Here is a 16,501-nt window from a genome sequence, read left to right on the forward strand (position 1 = left end):
CCAACCTAGCTGGCCGTCCGACGGCGATCCGGGGACGGACCCACAGCCCACGCATAAGATCGGCAGAGGATGCTTCCAGCGTCGCCAGAAGCACCGCTCAGGTGGTTGCGACAGACTGCACGAGCTTGAAAGGAGCACGTCCAGCATGACCGACACCACGCCCAACGGGCAGGGCGACGACCGCCGTCCGGACGATGCGGCATCGCCTGCCGCCAGTGAGGACGCCGCCGCAGCGGCCACGAAGGGGAACACGTCGATGCCGAACGACTCCGAGCAGTTCAACGACGCCGAGCAGCCCGAGAGCGCCGAGCGGTCCGACGACGCCACGAGCGCCGACCACACCGACGTGATCCCGTCGGCGACCGACCACCCCACGGACCGCTACACGGCTCCGTACCCGACGCTCTCGGGCGACCAGCAGCGCGATGCCGGCCAGCAGCCGGCCGGGTACGGCCAGCAGACCTCCCCGTACGGGCAGGCGTCCCAGTACGGCCAGCAGCCCGCCGCAGACCAGACGAGCCAGTACGGGCAAGCCCAGCAGAGCCAGTACGGCCAGAACCAGCAGCCGCAGTACGGCCAGGCCCAGCAGAGCCCGTACGGCCAGCAGTCCCAGTACGGCCAGAGCCAGCAGTCCCAGTACGGCCAGAACCAGCAGTCCCAGTACGGCCAGAATCAGCCGAACCAGCAGTCCCAGTACGGTCAGCAGTCGCAGTACGGCCAGCAGGGCCAGTACGGCCAGGCCCAGCAGCCGCAGTACGGCCAGCAGCCGACCGCGGGCCAGCCGCGGTACGGCGAGTACGCCCAGCCGGCCTCCGCCGCTGCCCCCGCGTCCTCGTCGGAGTACGCGACGGCGTCGGCGCAGGCACCGCAGTCCGCCACGAGCGCCTTCGGCGACGTGGACGGCGCGAACCAGCGCAACGGCCACTACTTCGCTGACGGAACAGCGGGTGCAGCGGCCACGACGACCACCACCCGCTCGGGCCGCAGCAAGCTCGTCCTGCCGATCATCGCCGGACTGGTCGTCGCGGGTCTGGTCGGCGGCGGCGCCGGGTGGCTCGCCGGGTCGTCGCAGGGCGGCACCGTCACGTCGTCCGGTTCGTCGCAGGGCGGCAACCTCACGGTCAACGACTACGACTCCGCGACCGTCGTCACCGCGGTCGCTGCTCAGGCGACGCCGTCGGTCGTGACGATCAACGTGTCGTCCAGCAACGAGGCCGGCACCGGTTCGGGCGTCGTGATGAGCAAGGACGGCTACATCGTCACGAACACCCACGTGGTGACGCTCGACGGCGACAGCTCGAACGGTTCGATCACCGTGACGACCTCGAACGGCAAGATCTACGAGGGCAAGCTCATCGGCACCGACCCGACGGTCGACCTCGCGGTCATCAAGATCGACGCGACCGACCTCAAGCCGATGGAGTTCGCCGATTCCACGAAGCTCAACGTCGGTGACACCGCGGTCGCGATCGGTGCGCCCCTGGGCCTGTCGAACACGGTCACGGACGGCATCGTCTCGACCTTGAACCGCAGCATCCAGGTCACGTCGAGCGCTCCCAGCGAGGGCGGCGACTCGAACGAGGGCGGCAACGGCGGCAGCGGCCCGTTCGACTTCTGGGGGAACGGCGACAACGGCAGCAGCTCGTCCGCGAACACCACGGTCTCGCTGCCCGTCATCCAGACCGACGCGTCGATCAACCCGGGCAACTCCGGTGGCGCCCTGCTCGACGCGAAGGGCAAGCTGATCGGCATCAACGTGGCCATCGCCTCGGCCGGCAGCTCGTCGTCGTCGGACTCGGCGGCCGGCAGCATCGGCGTGGGCTTCTCGATCCCGTCGAACCTGGTGAAGCGCGTCGCGAACGAGATCAAGGACAAGGGCTCGGCCACGCACGGCCTGCTCGGTGCCACGGTCGGCGACGCCTCGGAGAACGCGAGCGCGACCCAGATGGGTGCGCTCATCAAGTCGGTCTCGTCCGGCGGTGCGGCGGCGAAGGCCGGTCTGCAGAAGGGTGACGTCGTCACGAAGATCGGTTCGGCGACCGTCTCGGACGCCACCGACCTGACGGCACAGGTCCGGTACTTCGCGGGCGGTGCGTCGACGACGATCAGCTACCTCCGGAACGGGCAGTCCCGCGAGGCGGACGTGACCCTGGGCACGTACGACAGCAAGGGCTGACGCCACCACGGACAGGACGGGAGGCCCGGTGCACGACGTGCGCCGGGCCTCCCGTCCGTCTGCGGGTCGCGTCGCGGGCGCCCCGCAGGTTCCGGGTTCGGGTCTTGATAGGCTCATGGTCGCTCTGCGGGGCGGCACCGCCCCGGTGCGTCCCGTGCACCCAGCCAGCACCCCGAGGTACGCATGCAGACAGACGGACAGCCCCTGCCGGGCGTCTCGTACGTGATGCCCGTGCTCAACGAGGTCACCGAGGTCCGCGCTGCGGTCGCCAGCCTGCTCGACCAGGACTACACCGGCGTGTTCGAGGTCATCCTCGCGCTCGGCCCCTCGATCGACGGCACGAACGAGCTCGTGGCCGAGATGAGCGCGGCCGACCCACGTATCCGGGCGATCGACAACCCGGTCGGGTCCACGCCGGCCGGCCTGAACGTCGCGATCACGGCGTCGGTGCACCCCGTGGTGGTCCGCGTCGACGCGCACTCGGTGCTGCCCCCGGACTACACGCGCATCGCCGTCCGCACCCTGCTCGAGTCCGGTGCGGACAACGTCGGCGGCATCATGCGCGCCGAGGGCCGCAGCCCGTTCGAGCGGGCCGTCGCGTTGGCGTACGGCAGCCGCGTCGGACTCGGCGGCACCCCGCACCACGTCGGTGGGACCGCCGGCCCGGCCGAGACCGCGTACCTCGGCGTCTTCCGCCGCGACCGCCTGTTCGAGGTCGGCCTGTTCGACGAGGGCATCAAGCGCGGCCAGGACTGGGAACTGAACCGACGCCTGCGCCAGACCGGCGGCACGGTGTGGTTCACGCCCGAGCTGGTCGTCACCTACCGCCCGCGACCGAGCCTGAAGCGCCTGGTGCGGCAGTTCGTCGCCACCGGGTTGTGGCGAGGCGAGCTCGCCCGTCGGTTCCCCGCGAACAACGGCCTGCGGTACTTCGTGCCGCCCGCGATGGTCGCCGCCATGGCCGTCGGGATCCTCGCCGGCGTCGTCGGTGTCGTCGGCGCAGCCCTCGGCAGCCCGGTCGCCTGGGCGCTCCTCGGGTTCGCCGTGCCCGCCGTGTACCTGCTCTTCGTCGTCCTCGGGTCGGTCGCCGTCGCGCGCCGGTCCGGGGTGGCGACCTTCCTCTGGCTGCTCGTGGTGCTGCCCTGCATCCACGTGGGATGGGGGCTCGGTTTCATCATCGGGTTCCTCACCCGCACCTCCGAGCTGACCACCCACACCGGACGGTGACCCCATGACCGACCCCGCCACCCACGGCCGCGGATCCGCACGCCCGACGTCGATCGCCGAGCTGCGGGCCGTCGCCCAGCCGGACGAGGTCCGCGCCCGCGCCAACGCCGAGCACTGGACGGCGTCGCTGTACCTGCGCGACGTCTCGCCGTACCTGACCTGGGTGCTGCTGAAGACCCGCGTCAGCGCCAACCAGGTGACCGGCCTGATGATCCTGGTCGGGTGGAGCATCGCCGCGGCCCTGCTCATCCCCGGCATCTGGGGCGCAGCGCTCGCCCTGGTGCTCGGACAGCTGCAGATGCTCGTGGACTGCTGCGACGGCGAGGTCGCACGGTGGCGTGGCACCCGCTCGCCCGCCGGGGTGTTCCTGGACAAGGTCGGGCACTACACGACCGAGGGACTGATCCCGGTCGCGCTGGGCATCCGAGCCGCCACCTGGCCGATCCACGGCGCCGACTGGATGTGGACCACGATCGGCTGCGCGCTCGGTCTGGTCATCGTGCTGAACAAGGCCCTCAACGACATGGTGCACGTCGCCCGGGCGAACGCGGGGCTCGACAAGCTCGTCGACCGACGCGACGCCTCGACCGCGCCGTCCGGCCGGAAGCTCGCCTCGCTCCGCCGCCTGGCCCGCTTCCTGCCGTTCCACCGCCTGTACCACTCGGTCGAGCTGAGCATGCTCGCGTTCCTGTTCGCGCTCATCGGACTGGCGATCGGCGACACGCTCGCCAGCCGGATCCTGGTCGGGGCGCTGCTGCCGCTGGCCGTGCTGGCGACCGTCGGACACTTCCTGGCGATCATCGCGTCCAAGCGGGTCAAGGCGTGACCGACGACGCGGTGCCCGACGACGCGGTCAGCGACGACGCGGCGGCCGATGACGCGGTGACCCCGAGCACCGTTCGTCGCCACGCGGTCGCGCACCCGCAGCGACCCCGCGTCGCCGTCGTGAGCCTGTCCCAGGGCACGCGGCCCGACGACCTGCGCCGCGGGCTCGACAGCGTGCTCGCACAGCAGGGCGTCGAACTCGACGTGGTCTGCGTCGGCAACGGCTGGGAGCCGACCGGCCTGCCGGACGGGGTGCGGACGCTCGCGCTGCCGGAGAACCTCGGGATCCCGGCCGGCCGCAACGCCGGTGCCGAGGTCGTCGAGGGGGACTACGTGTTCTTCCTGGACGACGACGCCTCGATCCCCTCGGTGACGTTCCTGCAGGACGCCGTCGGCCGCTTCGAACGCGACCCCTCGCTCGGACTGCTCCAGCCCCGCGTGGTCGACCCGACCGGCGCCGCCAACCCGCGGCGCTGGGTCCCACGCATCCGCAAGGGCGAGCCGGACCACTCGTCGCCGGTGTTCTCGGTGTGGGAGGGTGCCGTCGTGCTGCCGATGGACGTGTACCGGGTCGTCGGGGGCTGGGGAGCGGAGTACTTCTACGCGCACGAGGGCATCGAACTCGCGTGGCGCGTGTGGGACGCCGGTCGACGTGCCTGGTACGCCGGCGACCTGGTCGCACACCACCCGGCCATCGACCCGGCGCGGCACACGGAGTACTACCGCCTGAACGCCCGCAACCGCGTCTGGCTGGCCCGACGAAACCTGCCGGCACCGCTCCGGCCGCTCTACGTCGGCTCGTGGGCCGCGATCCAGGTCGCACGCTGGTGGCGACACCCGCGACGCCTGACGACGTGGTTCGCCGGCATCCGCGAAGGACGGACCACCGACTGCGGGCCGACCCGACCGATGAGCTGGCTGACCGTCGCCCGGATGACGCTCGCCGGGCGCCCGCCCGTCGTCTGACCACTCCGAACCCCATCGCCACCGCAGAACGGGAGACAGTCCATGCCGATCACCAGTGACGTGCGGACCGCCGTGCGCCTGGCCCAGCGCCTGCTCGCCTCGCGCCGGAGCCGCCGGGAGCTCGCCCGTCGCCTGCCGTCGGTCGCGGCGCCGGCGCCCGGCACGATCGAGATCGCGGTGTACTTCGCCGACGGCCCCGTGAACATGTACCAGGTGCGCCAGTGGTACGCGCCGCTGGCCGAACTGGCGAAGACGCACCCGGTCGCGATCATCGCGCGCAGTCCGGGCACGATGACCACGCTCATCGACGAGTCGCCGGTCCCCGCCGTGTACGCCCGTCAGGTCGTCGACCTGGAGCAGTTCGTCGAGACCCAGGCGCCGAAGGTGGTGCTGTACGTCAACCAGAACGCCCGCAACTTCCAGATGATGCGGTACGGGCGCATGTGGCACGTCTTCGTCAACCACGGCGAGAGCGACAAGATGTACATGACGACGAACCAGTTCAAGGCGTACGACTACGCGTTGATCGCCGGGGACGCCGCGCGAGGTCGGCTCGCCGAGGCGCTGTGGGACTACGACCTCGACGCCAGGACCATCGCGATCGGCCGCCCGCAGGCCGACCACTTCGCCGGCGCGGCACCGTACCCCGCCGACGACCGGACCGTCGTGCTGTACGCACCGACGTGGGAGGGCGACCGCGGCGCCGCGGCGTACGGCTCGATCGCGTCCCACGGCACCACCATCGCCGAGCAGGTGCTCGCGTCGCCCCGCCACCGCCTGGTGTACCGCCCGCACCCGCGGAGCGGCGTGCTCGACCCGGCGTACCGAACGGCACACGAGCGGATCGTCGCGGCGATCACGGCGGCGAACGCGGCCGACCCCACCGCGCACCACGTCCACGACGAGGGCGGCGAGCTCGGCTGGCAGCTGGCCGACGCAGACGTGGCGATCACCGACATCAGCGCGATGATCTACGACCGCCTGGCGGTCGGGAAGCCCCTGATCGTGACCCGCCCGGTGTCGCCGGAGGCCGATGTGGACGAACGCGGCTACCTGAGCGACGCCAACTGGCTGACCGCGGCCGACGCGCCGTCGGTGCTCGCGCGGATCGACGCCGCCGTGGGGGACGCCGCCGAGCTCGCCAAGCTGCAGCAGTGGGTGGCGCGCTACTTCGGCGACACCACGCCCGGTGCCGCAACGGCCCGGTTCCACGCCGCCGTCGAGTGGCTGCTGGAGCGCTGGCGCACCGTCGCTGCCGAGCGCGGCGAACGCTGAGCCCCGTCCGGACACGGTCACGGGTGCAGCCCCTGACCGACCAGTGACATCCGCCACACGTACTCGGAGCGGTCCGGACGGCGCCAGCGGACGATCACGACGCCGGTGTCCTGCGGATCCGCGCCGAACACGGCGACGGACAGACGTCGACCCGGTTCGAGCCGGTGCACCGCCAGCGGCGGGCTGTAGCCGTTGCCGAGGTGGGTGAGGGTCAGGCCGTCGACCGGTTCGTCCCCGGTGTTGACGAGGTCGTACCGGCGCGGGGCCTGCGAGCGGTCGATGGTGAACGGGACGGCGTACGCGGGTGCGGGGTGGTGCATGGGGGGAACGTTAGGGGGAGGGTCCGACGGTGGGGCCCCGGCGCAGCACCCGGGAACCCGTCGCTGTGGAGGGGGCACCGTGGTGCCCTGGCTGTGGAGGGGGAGTACCCGACCGGTCAGACGCCGTAGTCGGCGGAGTACTGCGCCAGCGCTTCCTCGATGGTGCCGTCGAGCTGCAGTCGGCCCTTGTCGAGGTACAGACCGCGGTCGCAGAACCGGCGCAGGTCCTTGTCGCTGTGGGACACGAAGAAGAGCGTCCGACCGCCGGCGAGGAGCTCCTCGATCCGCCTGTAGCACTTCTCGCGGAAGGCCTTGTCGCCGACGGCGAGGACCTCGTCCACCAGGATGACGGGCTCGTCGAGCCGCGAGATCACCGCGAACGCGATGCGCACCTTCATGCCGCTCGACAGGTGCTTGTACGGGGTGTCGACGAAGTCCGCGATCTCGGCGAAGTCGATGATCTCGTCGAAGGCGGCACGGATCTCGGCGCGCGACATGCCGTGCAGGCCGGCGGTCAGGTAGACGTTGTCGCGGACGGACAGGTCGCCGACGAACCCACCGGTGATCTCGATGAGCGGCGCGACGCCGGCCCCGACGTCGATCCGGCCCTCGTCCGGCAGCATCACCTGCGCCACGAGCTTCAGGAGCGTGGACTTGCCCTGACCGTTCCGACCGACGACGCCGATCGCCTCGCCCGGACGGACGTCGAACGACACGTTGCGGAGCGCCCAGAACTCGTCGGCACGCTTGCGGCGGCCGCGTCCGGCGAAGAGGTCCTTGAAGTTGCGGCTCGCCCGTCGGTTGCGCTTGAAGCAGATGCCGGCGTCGCGCACGGAGATCACCGGCGCGACGGTCTCGGTACGTCGGGTCTGGTCGGTGGCGGTCATCACAGCTCCTTCAGCACGCGGTGCTCGCTGCGTCGGAACACCGCGAAGCCGATGACCAGGACGATGCCCGTGATGACCACCGACGCCCCGACCTCGAGCCAGTCGAGCTGGCTCGGGAAGAACGCGGCGCGGTACATCCCGAAGATGCCGGTGAGCGGGTTGACCGCGGCGATGGGGCGCAGGGCGTCGGGCAGCGCGTGCGTGCCGTAGATGATCGGCGATGCGTAGAACAGGAAGCGCAGGACGAGCTTGGTCGCCCGCTCGAGGTCGCGGAAGAAGACGACGAGCGGCGCGACGATCAGGCCGAGGCCGTACACCAGCGCGCACTGCAGCACGATCGCCAGCGGGAAGAAGACGACCTGCCAGTGCAGGTGCGCACCCGTCGCGATCGCGAACGCCGCCAGCACCGGCAGGCTCAGCAGGAACTCGATGCCCTTCGACGCGTCGATCCGCGCGACCCAGATGGTGCGGGGGATCGTCGTCGAGCGGATGAGCTTCGACTCCTTGATGAACGCCCGCGTGGAGTCCGAGACGCCCCCGGTGAACCACATCCACGGCAGCAGCGCGGAGAGCAGGAAGACGATGTACGGGTCTTCACCGACCGAACCGCGGTGGAACACCTGGGTGAAGACGAACCAGTAGATCGCCGACATCACGAGCGGGTCGAGGATCGACCAGACGTACCCGAGCGCCGACGTCGAGTACCGGACCCGGAGGTCGCGGACGGTCAGCAGCCAGAGGGCATGACGATAGCGCCGACCGGCGCTCCGGGTCGCCGCTGGTGCGGCAGCCGCGGGCACGGTCGGCGCGCTCGCTGTGGTCACGGTTTCCCTTCGGGCGGAACCGCCGAAGGGGTCCTGACGGAGGTTCAGGCGAACAGGTTGTTCGCGCGCTCGAGGTCCTCGGCGAAGTCGATCTCGACCGCGTACAGGTCGGAGATGTCGATCGGGGACCAGCGTAGCCCGTCCTCGGCGATGGCAGCCTCGATGCCGCCCTCGAAGTACTCCTGGTCGTCGACGCGACCGAGCTGGCGGATGAGGGCCTGCTTGTCGTTCGCCGACACGTAGTTGATGCCGACGGCTTCGCCGAGCCCGCCGACGACCTGCTTCGAGAGCTTGTGGATGAAGCCCTCGGCGTCGACGGTGTACTTGACCTCTTCGTCGGAGACCTTGTCGGTGTTGACGCTGACGAACGAGTGGTCCTCATCGATCATGTCGGCCGCACGGACGAGCGCCATCGGGTCGAAGACCACGTCGCCGTTCATCCAGAGGACACCGCTCTTGCCGGTCGCCTTGAGGGCGCGCAGCAGGCTCTTCGAGGTGTTGGTGGAGTCGTAGGACTCGTTGTAGACGAAGGACGCGTCGGGGAAGGCCTCGACGATGTGCTCCGACTTGTAGCCGACGACGATCGTCACGCGGGCGCTCGAACCGAACGCGGCGCGGATGTTGTCGAACTGCTGCTGCATGATGGTGCGGCCGTCACTGAGCTCCGTGAGCGGCTTCGGCAGGCTGCGGCCGAGCCGGCTGCCCATCCCCGCTGCGAGGATCACGATCTGCGTGGTCATGCTGGTCCCTTCTGGTGTCCGCCCGCGCGCCCTGGGGCACGGGCGGGCCTCGTCGAGTCTGCTCGCGGAACGTCCGAGTTCGCCGAGAACCGGACGCCGCGGGCCACGAGGGCGGCCGCTGCACGGTGTCGGAGAGCCCGCCGGAGCAGGTTTCCAAGTGGTGAACACTTCTTCGTGCCCTGGTGAATGATACGGAAACACCCGCTCAAGGGGTAGGTCCGCCGCGCTTCGTACTCATTTCGTGACACTGGAGCGGGCGGTTCCCCGCTGTCCGGAGAGCGTTGGTACGGTTGGGCGATGGCCGCCAGAGCAGAGAACGAGGACGTGTACGCCACGACCGACGCTGCTTGGATGACCGAAGCGAGTGACACCGACGAGCAGGACGCCGACGAGCGTGCCGCCGACCGGGTGGACGCCGCGGCGGGGGACGACGCCGACGACGACGACATGGGGGAACCGGATGCGCGCGACGCCTCCGTTGATGACGAGATGACCGACGAGACCACGGCTGCCGACACCACGGCCGCCGACACCGATCCGGTCACCGAGCCGCAGTCGGACGCAGTGCCCGGCACCGCAGCGCCCGGTCCCGCGGCCCGTGCCGCGGCAGCGGCCCCGACGACGACCACCGGCGCCCGACCTGCCAAGGCGCGCACCACGAAGCAACGCACCAAGCGACCGGCGAAGGCCGCCGGCACGACCGGCACCGTGCCTCCCGGCCCCGCGTCGAGCGACGCGACGTCCGCGAAGTCCGCGACGGACGCGACCGCGCACGCAGCGCAGGGCGCACCGGACACCGACGCACCGGAGGCGGACGCCGCGACGAGCTCCGCCGCGAAGAAGCGTGCTCCCCGGGCCACCGCGCCCAAGGCCCCGCAGAAGCTGCAGCCCGTCGTGCTCGCCGCCGACGGCCTCGTCAAGCGGTACGGGCAGACCCTCGCCGTCGACGAGGTCGACCTCGAGATCCGCCAGGGCTCGATCTTCGGCGTGGTCGGCCCGAACGGCGCCGGCAAGACGACCACCCTGTCGATGATCACCGGTCTGCTGCGTCCCGACGCCGGGTCCGTGACGGTCCTGGACCACGACGTCTGGGCCGACCCCACGGCCGCCAAGCGCAGCCTCGGCGTGCTGCCGGACCGCCTGCGGCTGTTCGACCGCCTCACCGGTGCGCAGCTGCTCTACTACTCGGCCACCCTGCGCGGTCTCGACGGTGCCACGGCCCGCGAGCGCAGCACCGACCTGGCCGAGGCGTTCGGGCTCGGCGAGGCGCTCGGTCGCCAGGTCGCCGACTACTCGGTGGGCATGGCGAAGAAGATCGCCCTGGCCGCCACGCTCATCCACTCTCCGCGGGTCCTCGTGCTCGACGAACCGTTCGAGTCGGTCGACCCCGTGAGCGCTGCGACCATCACCGACATCCTGCGCCGCTACACGCGCGGTGGCGGCACCGTCGTGCTCTCCAGCCACTCCATGGAGCTCGTGCAGCGCACCTGCGACTCCGTCGCCATCATCGTCGGCGGCAAGGTCCTCGCCTCGGGGACCATGGCCCAGGTGCGCGGTCGCAAGAGCCTCGAGGACAAGTTCGTCGAACTCGCGGGCGGCCGCGTCGTGGCAGAGAGCATGGAATGGTTGCACAGCTTCTCCGGCTGAGGGCCGACCTGCTCGCGGGCGAGGTCCGCGGCAGCGCCCGCCGGTCCGTGCTCGTCGTGCTCGGCAGCCTCGTCGGGCTCCTCGCCGCCGTGTTCGTCGCGACGCAGACGGTCGCGCTGCGGTCCGCCGACCCCGACACGGCCCGCGCGGTCACCGTGCCGGTCGGCACGCTCATCGCGTTCGCGTTCACCGTCGTCCCGCTCGTCGTCGGACGGAGCGACCAGCTCGACCCGCGGCGCTTCGCGGTGTTCGGCATCGGCCGTCGCGGGCTCGCGATCGGCCTCGTCGTCGCCGGGCTGATCGGTATCCCGGTGATCGGGGTCGTCGTCGTGGCCGTCGCCCAGTCGATCGCCTGGGCGCGTGACGCCGGGACCGGTGTGCTCGCGGTGATCGGCGGCCTGCTCGCGATCGCCACCTGCGCGCTCCTGGTCCGCGTGTGCTGCACCGTCGGCTCGCGGCTGATCGGTCCGCACCGGTCCCGCGACGCCGGGTGGCTCGTCGCGCTCGTGATCATCGTGCTCGCGATCCCGGCGGTCTCGCTGCTGCTCCGCGTCGACTGGCTCGACCCCGAGGGCACCGAGATGCAACGCGTCGCGGACGTCGCGGGGTGGACGCCGTGGGGTGCCGCCTGGGCCGTGCCCGCCGAGGTCGCCAGCGGCCACGTCGGCACCGGGTTCCTCAAGCTGCTCGTCGCGATCGCCGTCGTCGCCCTGCTGACCTGGGCGTGGTGGGCGCTCGTCGGTCGGGCGCTCGACACCGTCGACGGTCGCACCCGGACCCGGCGCTACCAGGGGCTCGGCTGGTTCGACCGGCTCGGCTCGACACCGGTCGCCGCCGTCGCCGCCCGCGCCCTGACCTACTGGGTGCGCGACCCGCGGTACCGCACCTCGTACCTGATCATCCTGTTCGTCCCGCTCGTCGTCATCCCGCTCGGGGTCGCCGGGGTGCCGTGGCACTGGACCGCGCTCGTGCCGTTGCCGCTCATGGCGCTGATCGCCGGGTTCCTGCCGCACAACGACGTCTCGTACGACAACACCGCGGTGTGGTTGCACGTCGCCTCCGGGGCTCCCGGGTGGAGCGACCGTCTCGGCCGTGTCGTCCCTGTGCTCGTCGTCGGTGCGCCGGCGATCGTGGCCGGCTCGGCGGTGTCCGCCTGGTTGTTCGACGACTGGACGGTGTTCCCGCTGCTGATCGGCGTGAGCGCCAGCGCCCTGCTGTCCGGACTCGGGCTGTCGAGCGTCGTGTCCGTCCTGCTGCCCTACCCGACCGTGCGGCCGGGGGACCACCCGTTCCAGCAGCCGCAGGCCGCGGGTGTGACGGCGACGGTCGCGCAGTCGATGATGGTGATCGGCATCGTGGTCTGCACCGTCCCGGCGGCGTGGCTCGCGGTGCTGGCCTTCGTCCGCGGCGCTGAGCCGTGGTCGATGCTGACGCTCGCGGTGGGCATCGGGATCGGCGTGGTCGTGCTCGTCATCGGGATCTTCGCGGGCGGGCGGCTGTTCGACCGGCGCGGCCCGGACCTGCTGGCAGCGGCGCAGCGCAACTAGCGTTCCGGAACGAGCGCAAGGTGCGCAGACCAACGTGCGCAGACCGTCGTACCCTGGACCCATGAGCATGACGGAACCGGGCGGCGGCCTCGACGTGATGGACCGGGAGCTCGAGAAGCTCCTCGAAGACGAAGCGATCGAACCCGGCGACCACGAGCGGTTCTCGCACTACGTCAAGAAGGACAAGATCCTGCAGTCCGCCCTGTCCGGCAAGCCGGTCAAGGCGCTGTGCGGCAAGAAGTGGATCCCGGGCCGCGACCCGGAGAAGTTCCCGGTGTGCCCGGACTGCAAGGCGATCTACGAGAAGATGAAGTCCGAGTAGACGCAGCCTGCGCATCGTGAGCAGAAATGGTCGGGTCGCCTTCGGGGACCCGACCATTTCTGCTCACCAAGCGATGCGCAGCGGCGCGCAGCGGCGCGCTCAGATCACCAGGGTGGGGATCGCGGGGTCGCCGCGACCGATGCGCGCGGCGTCCGCCGGCAGCTCGGCCTTCGCCCGCTTGTGGTGCGCCCGCGCGGCCTCGACACCCTGTGCTCCGAGGAACGCCGGATCGACCTCGCCGCCGGTGACCACGGGCACGAGCAGCGGGCGCTCGTCGGGGCCGACCTGTCCGGCGGTGAGCACGACCTCGGCCGTGGCGACACCGTTGCGCAGGCGTCGGCCGGCTTCCTTGCGCCCGCCGATCGAGGCCTTGTCCGCCGACTTCTTCGCCACGGCGACCCAGTCGTCGCCGTCGGCGGACTGGTGCGCCACGAGCTTGAAGACCATGCCGGCGGCCGGGTGCCCCGAGCCGGAGACGACCGAGGTGCCGACGCCGTACGAGTCGACCGGGGCCGCACGGAGGGCCGCGATCGTGTACTCGTCCAGGTCGTTCGTGACCGTGATCTTGGTGTCGGTCGCGCCGAGCCGGTCGAGCTGCGCCCGGACGGCCGCGACGACCGAGGGCAGGTCTCCGCTGTCGATGCGGACACCGCCGAGCTTGCCGTCGGTCAGCCGGACGGCGGTCTCGACGGCCTGCTCGATGTCGTAGGTGTCGACGAGCAGCGTCGTGCCGTTGCCGAGGGCGTCGAGCTGCGACCGGAACGCCGCTTCCTCGGAGTCGTGCAGCAGGGTGAACGCGTGCGCCGCGGTGCCCATCGTCGGGATGCCCCAGGTGCGGCCGGCCTCGAGGTTGCTCGTCGCGCCGAACCCGGCGATGTACGCGGCCCGTGCTGCGGCGACGGCGTTCCACTCGCCGGTGCGGCGGGAGCCCATCTCGGCGAGCGGACGCCCGTCGGCGGCGGAGACCATGCGCGCGGCGGCCGAGGCGATGGCGGAGTCGGCGTTGAAGACCGACAGGGCGAGCGTCTCGAGCACGACGGCCTCGGCGAACGTGCCCTCGACCTGCAGGATCGGGGAGTTGGGGAAGTACACCTCGCCCTCGCGGTACGCCCGGACGTCCCCGGTGAACCGGTAGTCGGCGAGGAAGGCTGCGGTGCCCTCGTCGATGACCCCGCGGTCGCGCAGGAACCCGATCTCGTCGTCGCCGAAGCGGAAGTCGCCGAGGGCGGTCAGGAACCGGCCGAGGCCGGCCGCGACGCCGTAGCGACGACCGTCGGGGAGTCGCCGGGCGAACACCTCGAAGACGCAGCGCCGGTGGGCGGTGCCGTCCTTCAGGGCCGCGTCGACCATGGTGAGTTCGTACTGGTCCGTCAGGAGCGCGCTGGTCACGCTGTCGACACTAGTGTCGTGACCTCCGGGAGGCCCGGATCGCCTCGGGCGTGCGGCCCGCGGCGCGCAGGCGGTCGGTCCCGACGTCCGCAGCGCGCGTCGGTACGCTGGTCACCGTGACGGATGCACCGATCGGAGTCTTCGACAGCGGGGTCGGCGGGCTCACGGTGGCCCGCGCGATCATCGACCAACTGCCGCGCGAGAGCATCCGGTACGTCGGGGACACCGTGCACTCGCCGTACGGCCCGAAGCCCATCGCCGACGTCCGCCGCTACGCGCTCGAGGTCATGGACGACCTGGTCGAACTCGGCGTCAAGGCCCTCGTCATCGCCTGCAACACGGCGTCGTCGGCCGTGCTCCGCGACGCCCGCGAACGGTACGAGCAGGCGTACGGCATCCCGGTGGTCGAGGTCATCCAGCCCGCCGCCCGCGCCGCCGTGAAGCAGACCCGGACCGGGCGCATCGGCGTCATCGGCACGGTCGGCACCATCACCTCGCGCGCCTACGAGGACGCCTTCGCGGTGGCCTCCGACGTCAGCCTGACCCTGGCGGCGTGCCCGCGGTTCGTCGAGTTCGTCGAGGCGGGGGACACCTCGTCACCGGAGCTGCGCGAGGTCGCCGCCGGCTACCTCGACCCGATCCGCGCCGCCGACGTCGACACCCTCGTGCTCGGCTGCACCCACTACCCGCTGATGTCCGCCGCCATCCAGTACGTGATGGGCCCGGACGTCACCCTGGTGTCGAGTGCCGAGGAGACCGCCAACGACGTGTACCGCCGGCTCGTCGAGCACGGCCTCGAACGCACCTCCACCACCGCCCCGACGTACTCGTTCGAGTCGACCGGCGACGACGAGGACGGGTTCCTGCGGCTCGCCCGCCGGTTCCTCGGCCCCGAGATCGTCCGCGTCGGCCACCTCGAGACCGGCGCCATCACGCTGCCCCGTGGGCGGGCCTGAGCGGCGACCAGCCGCCAGCCGCCGCCCGCCCCGACGACCCGCACCGCGCCTCCAGGCCGGACCGAAAGGACACCATGACCACCCGCATCGACGGCCGCCAGGCCGAGGAACACCGTCCCGTCACCATCGAGCGGGGGTGGAGCACGCAGGCCGAGGGCAGCGCGCTGATCTCGTTCGGCAACACCAAGGTGCTCTGCACCGCCTCGTTCACGAACGGTGTGCCCCGCTGGCTCGCCGGCAAGGGCACCGGCTGGGTCACCGCCGAGTACTCGATGCTGCCGCGGTCGACGAACGAGCGCATGCAGCGCGAGTCGATCAAGGGCAAGGTCGGCGGCCGCACCCACGAGATCTCCCGGCTGATCGGACGTTCGCTCCGCGCCGTGGTCGACACGAAGGCCCTCGGCGAGAACACCCTGGTCATCGACTGCGACGTGCTGCAGGCCGACGGCGGCACCCGCACGGCGTCGATCACGGGCGCCTACGTGGCGATGGTCGACGCGATCGAGTGGGGCCGCGGCAAGGGCTTCATCGGCAAGAAGGCCACCCCGCTCACCGACAGCGTGCAGGCGATCTCGGTCGGCATCGTCACGGGCGAGCCGATGCTCGACCTGGCGTACACCGAGGACTCCGCCGCCGACACCGACATGAACATCGTCACGACCGGGTCGGGCAAGTTCATCGAGGTGCAGGGGACCGCCGAGCACGCGCCGTTCGACCGCGACGAGCTGAACGTCCTGCTCGACCTGGGCCTGGCCGGCAACCAGTCGCTCGCGGCGATCCAGAAGACCGTGCTGGGGCTGGCGTGAGCGGCACCGTCGTCCTGGCCACCCACAACCAGGGCAAGGTCGTGGAACTGCGCGAGATCCTCGGGTCGGCGCTGGGCGAGGGTGTCGAGCTGGTCGGCTACGACGGCCCCGAGCCGGTCGAGGACGGCGACACCTACGCCGCGAACGCGCTGATCAAGGCCCGTGCCGCGGTCGCCCACACCGGACTGCCGGCGCTCGCCGACGACTCCGGCATCGCGGTCGACGCGCTCGACGGCGCCCCGGGCATCCACTCGGCGCGGTACGCGGGCACCCGGTCGGACGCCGACAACATCGCGCTGCTGCTGCAGAACCTCGACGGCGTCGTGGAGCGCACCGCCGCCTTCGTGTGCGCGGCCGCGTTCGTCACGCCCGACGGGTTCGAGCACGTGGTCGAGGCGGTGTGGAACGGCGAGGTGCTGACCGCGCCGGTCGGCGACGGCGGACACGGCTACGACCCGGTGTTCCGGCCCGACGACGCCGACCGGTCGTCGGCCGAGCTCACCCGCGACGAGAAGAACGCCCTGTCGCACCGCAGCAAGGCGTTCCGGGGCATCGCGCCGGTCGTGCGGGAGCACTTCGGGCTCTGAACCGCCC

Annotated in this window: 16 protein-coding genes; 11 read left to right on the plus strand and 5 right to left on the minus strand. The window is 71.3% G+C overall.

Going from position 1 to position 16,501, the window contains the following annotated elements; genetic code table 11:
* The first annotated feature begins 145 nt into the window (after positions 1-145).
* The 5 genes from ACIPV1_RS10620 (at position 146) to ACIPV1_RS10640 (ending at position 6,469) form a co-directional block, all read left to right on the plus strand.
* Positions 146-2,176 carry a S1C family serine protease gene (locus ACIPV1_RS10620; RefSeq protein ID WP_260155050.1) on the plus strand — a complete coding sequence of 677 codons (2,031 nt, stop codon included), beginning with the start codon at positions 146-148 and terminating at the stop codon, positions 2,174-2,176.
* A gap of 183 nt (positions 2,177-2,359) precedes the next feature.
* The gene (locus ACIPV1_RS10625; RefSeq protein ID WP_123294079.1) at positions 2,360-3,403 is read left to right on the plus strand and encodes a glycosyltransferase family 2 protein; all 1,044 of its coding nucleotides are present in this window, start codon (positions 2,360-2,362) and stop codon (positions 3,401-3,403) included.
* 4 nt (positions 3,404-3,407) lie between these two features.
* The gene (locus tag ACIPV1_RS10630; protein WP_123294078.1) at positions 3,408-4,229 is read left to right on the plus strand and encodes a CDP-alcohol phosphatidyltransferase family protein; all 822 of its coding nucleotides are present in this window, start codon (positions 3,408-3,410) and stop codon (positions 4,227-4,229) included.
* 56 nt (positions 4,230-4,285) lie between these two features.
* Complete coding sequence (locus ACIPV1_RS10635; protein ID WP_123939023.1) at positions 4,286-5,194, plus strand: glycosyltransferase family 2 protein; 909 nt, start codon at positions 4,286-4,288, stop codon at positions 5,192-5,194.
* A gap of 42 nt (positions 5,195-5,236) precedes the next feature.
* Positions 5,237-6,469 (plus strand): CDP-glycerol glycerophosphotransferase family protein, encoded by a 1,233-nt coding sequence (locus tag ACIPV1_RS10640; RefSeq protein ID WP_123938939.1) that lies wholly within the window; start codon positions 5,237-5,239, stop codon positions 6,467-6,469.
* A gap of 17 nt (positions 6,470-6,486) precedes the next feature.
* Here ACIPV1_RS10640 and ACIPV1_RS10645 read toward each other — a convergent pair whose 3' ends face one another.
* From ACIPV1_RS10645 to ACIPV1_RS10660, 4 genes are all read right to left on the minus strand, one after another.
* Positions 6,487-6,789 (minus strand): hypothetical protein, encoded by a 303-nt coding sequence (locus ACIPV1_RS10645; RefSeq protein ID WP_111085009.1) that lies wholly within the window; start codon positions 6,787-6,789, stop codon positions 6,487-6,489.
* Between the two features lie 116 nt (positions 6,790-6,905).
* Positions 6,906-7,676 (minus strand): ABC transporter ATP-binding protein, encoded by a 771-nt coding sequence (locus ACIPV1_RS10650; RefSeq protein WP_123938938.1) that lies wholly within the window; start codon positions 7,674-7,676, stop codon positions 6,906-6,908.
* Positions 7,676-8,500 carry an ABC transporter permease gene (locus ACIPV1_RS10655; RefSeq protein WP_395875334.1) on the minus strand — a complete coding sequence of 275 codons (825 nt, stop codon included), beginning with the start codon at positions 8,498-8,500 and terminating at the stop codon, positions 7,676-7,678. Before ACIPV1_RS10655 ends, ACIPV1_RS10650 begins: the two co-directional genes overlap by 1 nt.
* Positions 8,501-8,544: 44 nt before the next feature.
* Positions 8,545-9,240: an NTP transferase domain-containing protein gene (locus tag ACIPV1_RS10660; protein ID WP_111085011.1), complete on the minus strand. Its 696-nt coding sequence runs from the start codon at positions 9,238-9,240 to the stop codon at positions 8,545-8,547.
* A gap of 297 nt (positions 9,241-9,537) precedes the next feature.
* Here ACIPV1_RS10660 and ACIPV1_RS10665 point away from each other — a divergent pair, with 297 nt between their 5' ends.
* The 3 genes from ACIPV1_RS10665 to ACIPV1_RS10675 all read left to right on the plus strand — a co-directional run bounded on the left by ACIPV1_RS10665 (position 9,538) and on the right by ACIPV1_RS10675 (position 12,756).
* Positions 9,538-10,887 (plus strand): ABC transporter ATP-binding protein, encoded by a 1,350-nt coding sequence (locus tag ACIPV1_RS10665; RefSeq protein ID WP_260155049.1) that lies wholly within the window; start codon positions 9,538-9,540, stop codon positions 10,885-10,887.
* Positions 10,863-12,434, plus strand: coding sequence for an ABC transporter permease (locus tag ACIPV1_RS10670; protein ID WP_402726336.1), 1,572 nt, complete (start codon positions 10,863-10,865; stop codon positions 12,432-12,434). Before ACIPV1_RS10665 ends, ACIPV1_RS10670 begins: the two co-directional genes overlap by 25 nt.
* Positions 12,435-12,495: 61 nt before the next feature.
* Positions 12,496-12,756 (plus strand): DUF3039 domain-containing protein, encoded by a 261-nt coding sequence (locus ACIPV1_RS10675; RefSeq protein ID WP_111033217.1) that lies wholly within the window; start codon positions 12,496-12,498, stop codon positions 12,754-12,756.
* Positions 12,757-12,855: 99 nt separating this feature from the next.
* On the opposite strand, the gene ACIPV1_RS10680 is transcribed toward ACIPV1_RS10675, so the two are convergent.
* A complete protein-coding gene (locus tag ACIPV1_RS10680; protein WP_402726466.1) occupies positions 12,856-14,106 on the minus strand; it encodes a nicotinate phosphoribosyltransferase in 1,251 nt (416 codons plus the stop codon).
* 155 nt (positions 14,107-14,261) lie between these two features.
* On the opposite strand from ACIPV1_RS10680, the gene murI reads away from it, so the two are divergent.
* From murI to rdgB, 3 genes are all read left to right on the plus strand, one after another.
* On the plus strand, positions 14,262-15,101 hold the full coding sequence (murI, locus tag ACIPV1_RS10685; RefSeq protein ID WP_123938935.1) for a glutamate racemase: 840 nt from the start codon (positions 14,262-14,264) through the stop codon (positions 15,099-15,101).
* Positions 15,102-15,175: 74 nt separating this feature from the next.
* Positions 15,176-15,907 (plus strand): ribonuclease PH, encoded by a 732-nt coding sequence (gene rph, locus ACIPV1_RS10690; RefSeq protein WP_111085013.1) that lies wholly within the window; start codon positions 15,176-15,178, stop codon positions 15,905-15,907.
* Positions 15,904-16,494: an RdgB/HAM1 family non-canonical purine NTP pyrophosphatase gene (gene rdgB / locus ACIPV1_RS10695; protein WP_111085014.1), complete on the plus strand. Its 591-nt coding sequence runs from the start codon at positions 15,904-15,906 to the stop codon at positions 16,492-16,494. Before rph ends, rdgB begins: the two co-directional genes overlap by 4 nt.
* Positions 16,495-16,501: the final 7 nt, after the last annotated feature.

The sequence above is a fragment of the Curtobacterium sp. NPDC089991 genome (assembly GCF_044748425.1).
In the GTDB taxonomy this organism is placed as follows: Bacteria; Actinomycetota; Actinomycetes; order Actinomycetales; family Microbacteriaceae; genus Curtobacterium.

What these genes read in the sequence shown, in the direction of transcription:
- ACIPV1_RS10620 (WP_260155050.1), top strand. Translation starts at nt 146, where the DNA reads ATGACCGACACCACGCCCAACGGGCAGGGCGACGACCGCCGTCCGGAC.
- ACIPV1_RS10625 (WP_123294079.1), top strand. Translation starts at nt 2,360, where the DNA reads ATGCAGACAGACGGACAGCCCCTGCCGGGCGTCTCGTACGTGATGCCC.
- ACIPV1_RS10630 (WP_123294078.1), top strand. Translation starts at nt 3,408, where the DNA reads ATGACCGACCCCGCCACCCACGGCCGCGGATCCGCACGCCCGACGTCG.
- ACIPV1_RS10640 (WP_123938939.1), top strand. Translation starts at nt 5,237, where the DNA reads ATGCCGATCACCAGTGACGTGCGGACCGCCGTGCGCCTGGCCCAGCGC.
- ACIPV1_RS10645 (WP_111085009.1), bottom strand. Translation starts at nt 6,789, where the DNA reads ATGCACCACCCCGCACCCGCGTACGCCGTCCCGTTCACCATCGACCGC.
- ACIPV1_RS10650 (WP_123938938.1), bottom strand. Translation starts at nt 7,676, where the DNA reads ATGACCGCCACCGACCAGACCCGACGTACCGAGACCGTCGCGCCGGTG.
- ACIPV1_RS10660 (WP_111085011.1), bottom strand. Translation starts at nt 9,240, where the DNA reads ATGACCACGCAGATCGTGATCCTCGCAGCGGGGATGGGCAGCCGGCTC.
- ACIPV1_RS10665 (WP_260155049.1), top strand. Translation starts at nt 9,538, where the DNA reads ATGGCCGCCAGAGCAGAGAACGAGGACGTGTACGCCACGACCGACGCT.
- ACIPV1_RS10670 (WP_402726336.1), top strand. Translation starts at nt 10,863, where the DNA reads ATGGTTGCACAGCTTCTCCGGCTGAGGGCCGACCTGCTCGCGGGCGAG.
- ACIPV1_RS10675 (WP_111033217.1), top strand. Translation starts at nt 12,496, where the DNA reads ATGAGCATGACGGAACCGGGCGGCGGCCTCGACGTGATGGACCGGGAG.
- ACIPV1_RS10680 (WP_402726466.1), bottom strand. Translation starts at nt 14,106, where the DNA reads ATGGTCGACGCGGCCCTGAAGGACGGCACCGCCCACCGGCGCTGCGTC.
- rph (WP_111085013.1), top strand. Translation starts at nt 15,176, where the DNA reads ATGACCACCCGCATCGACGGCCGCCAGGCCGAGGAACACCGTCCCGTC.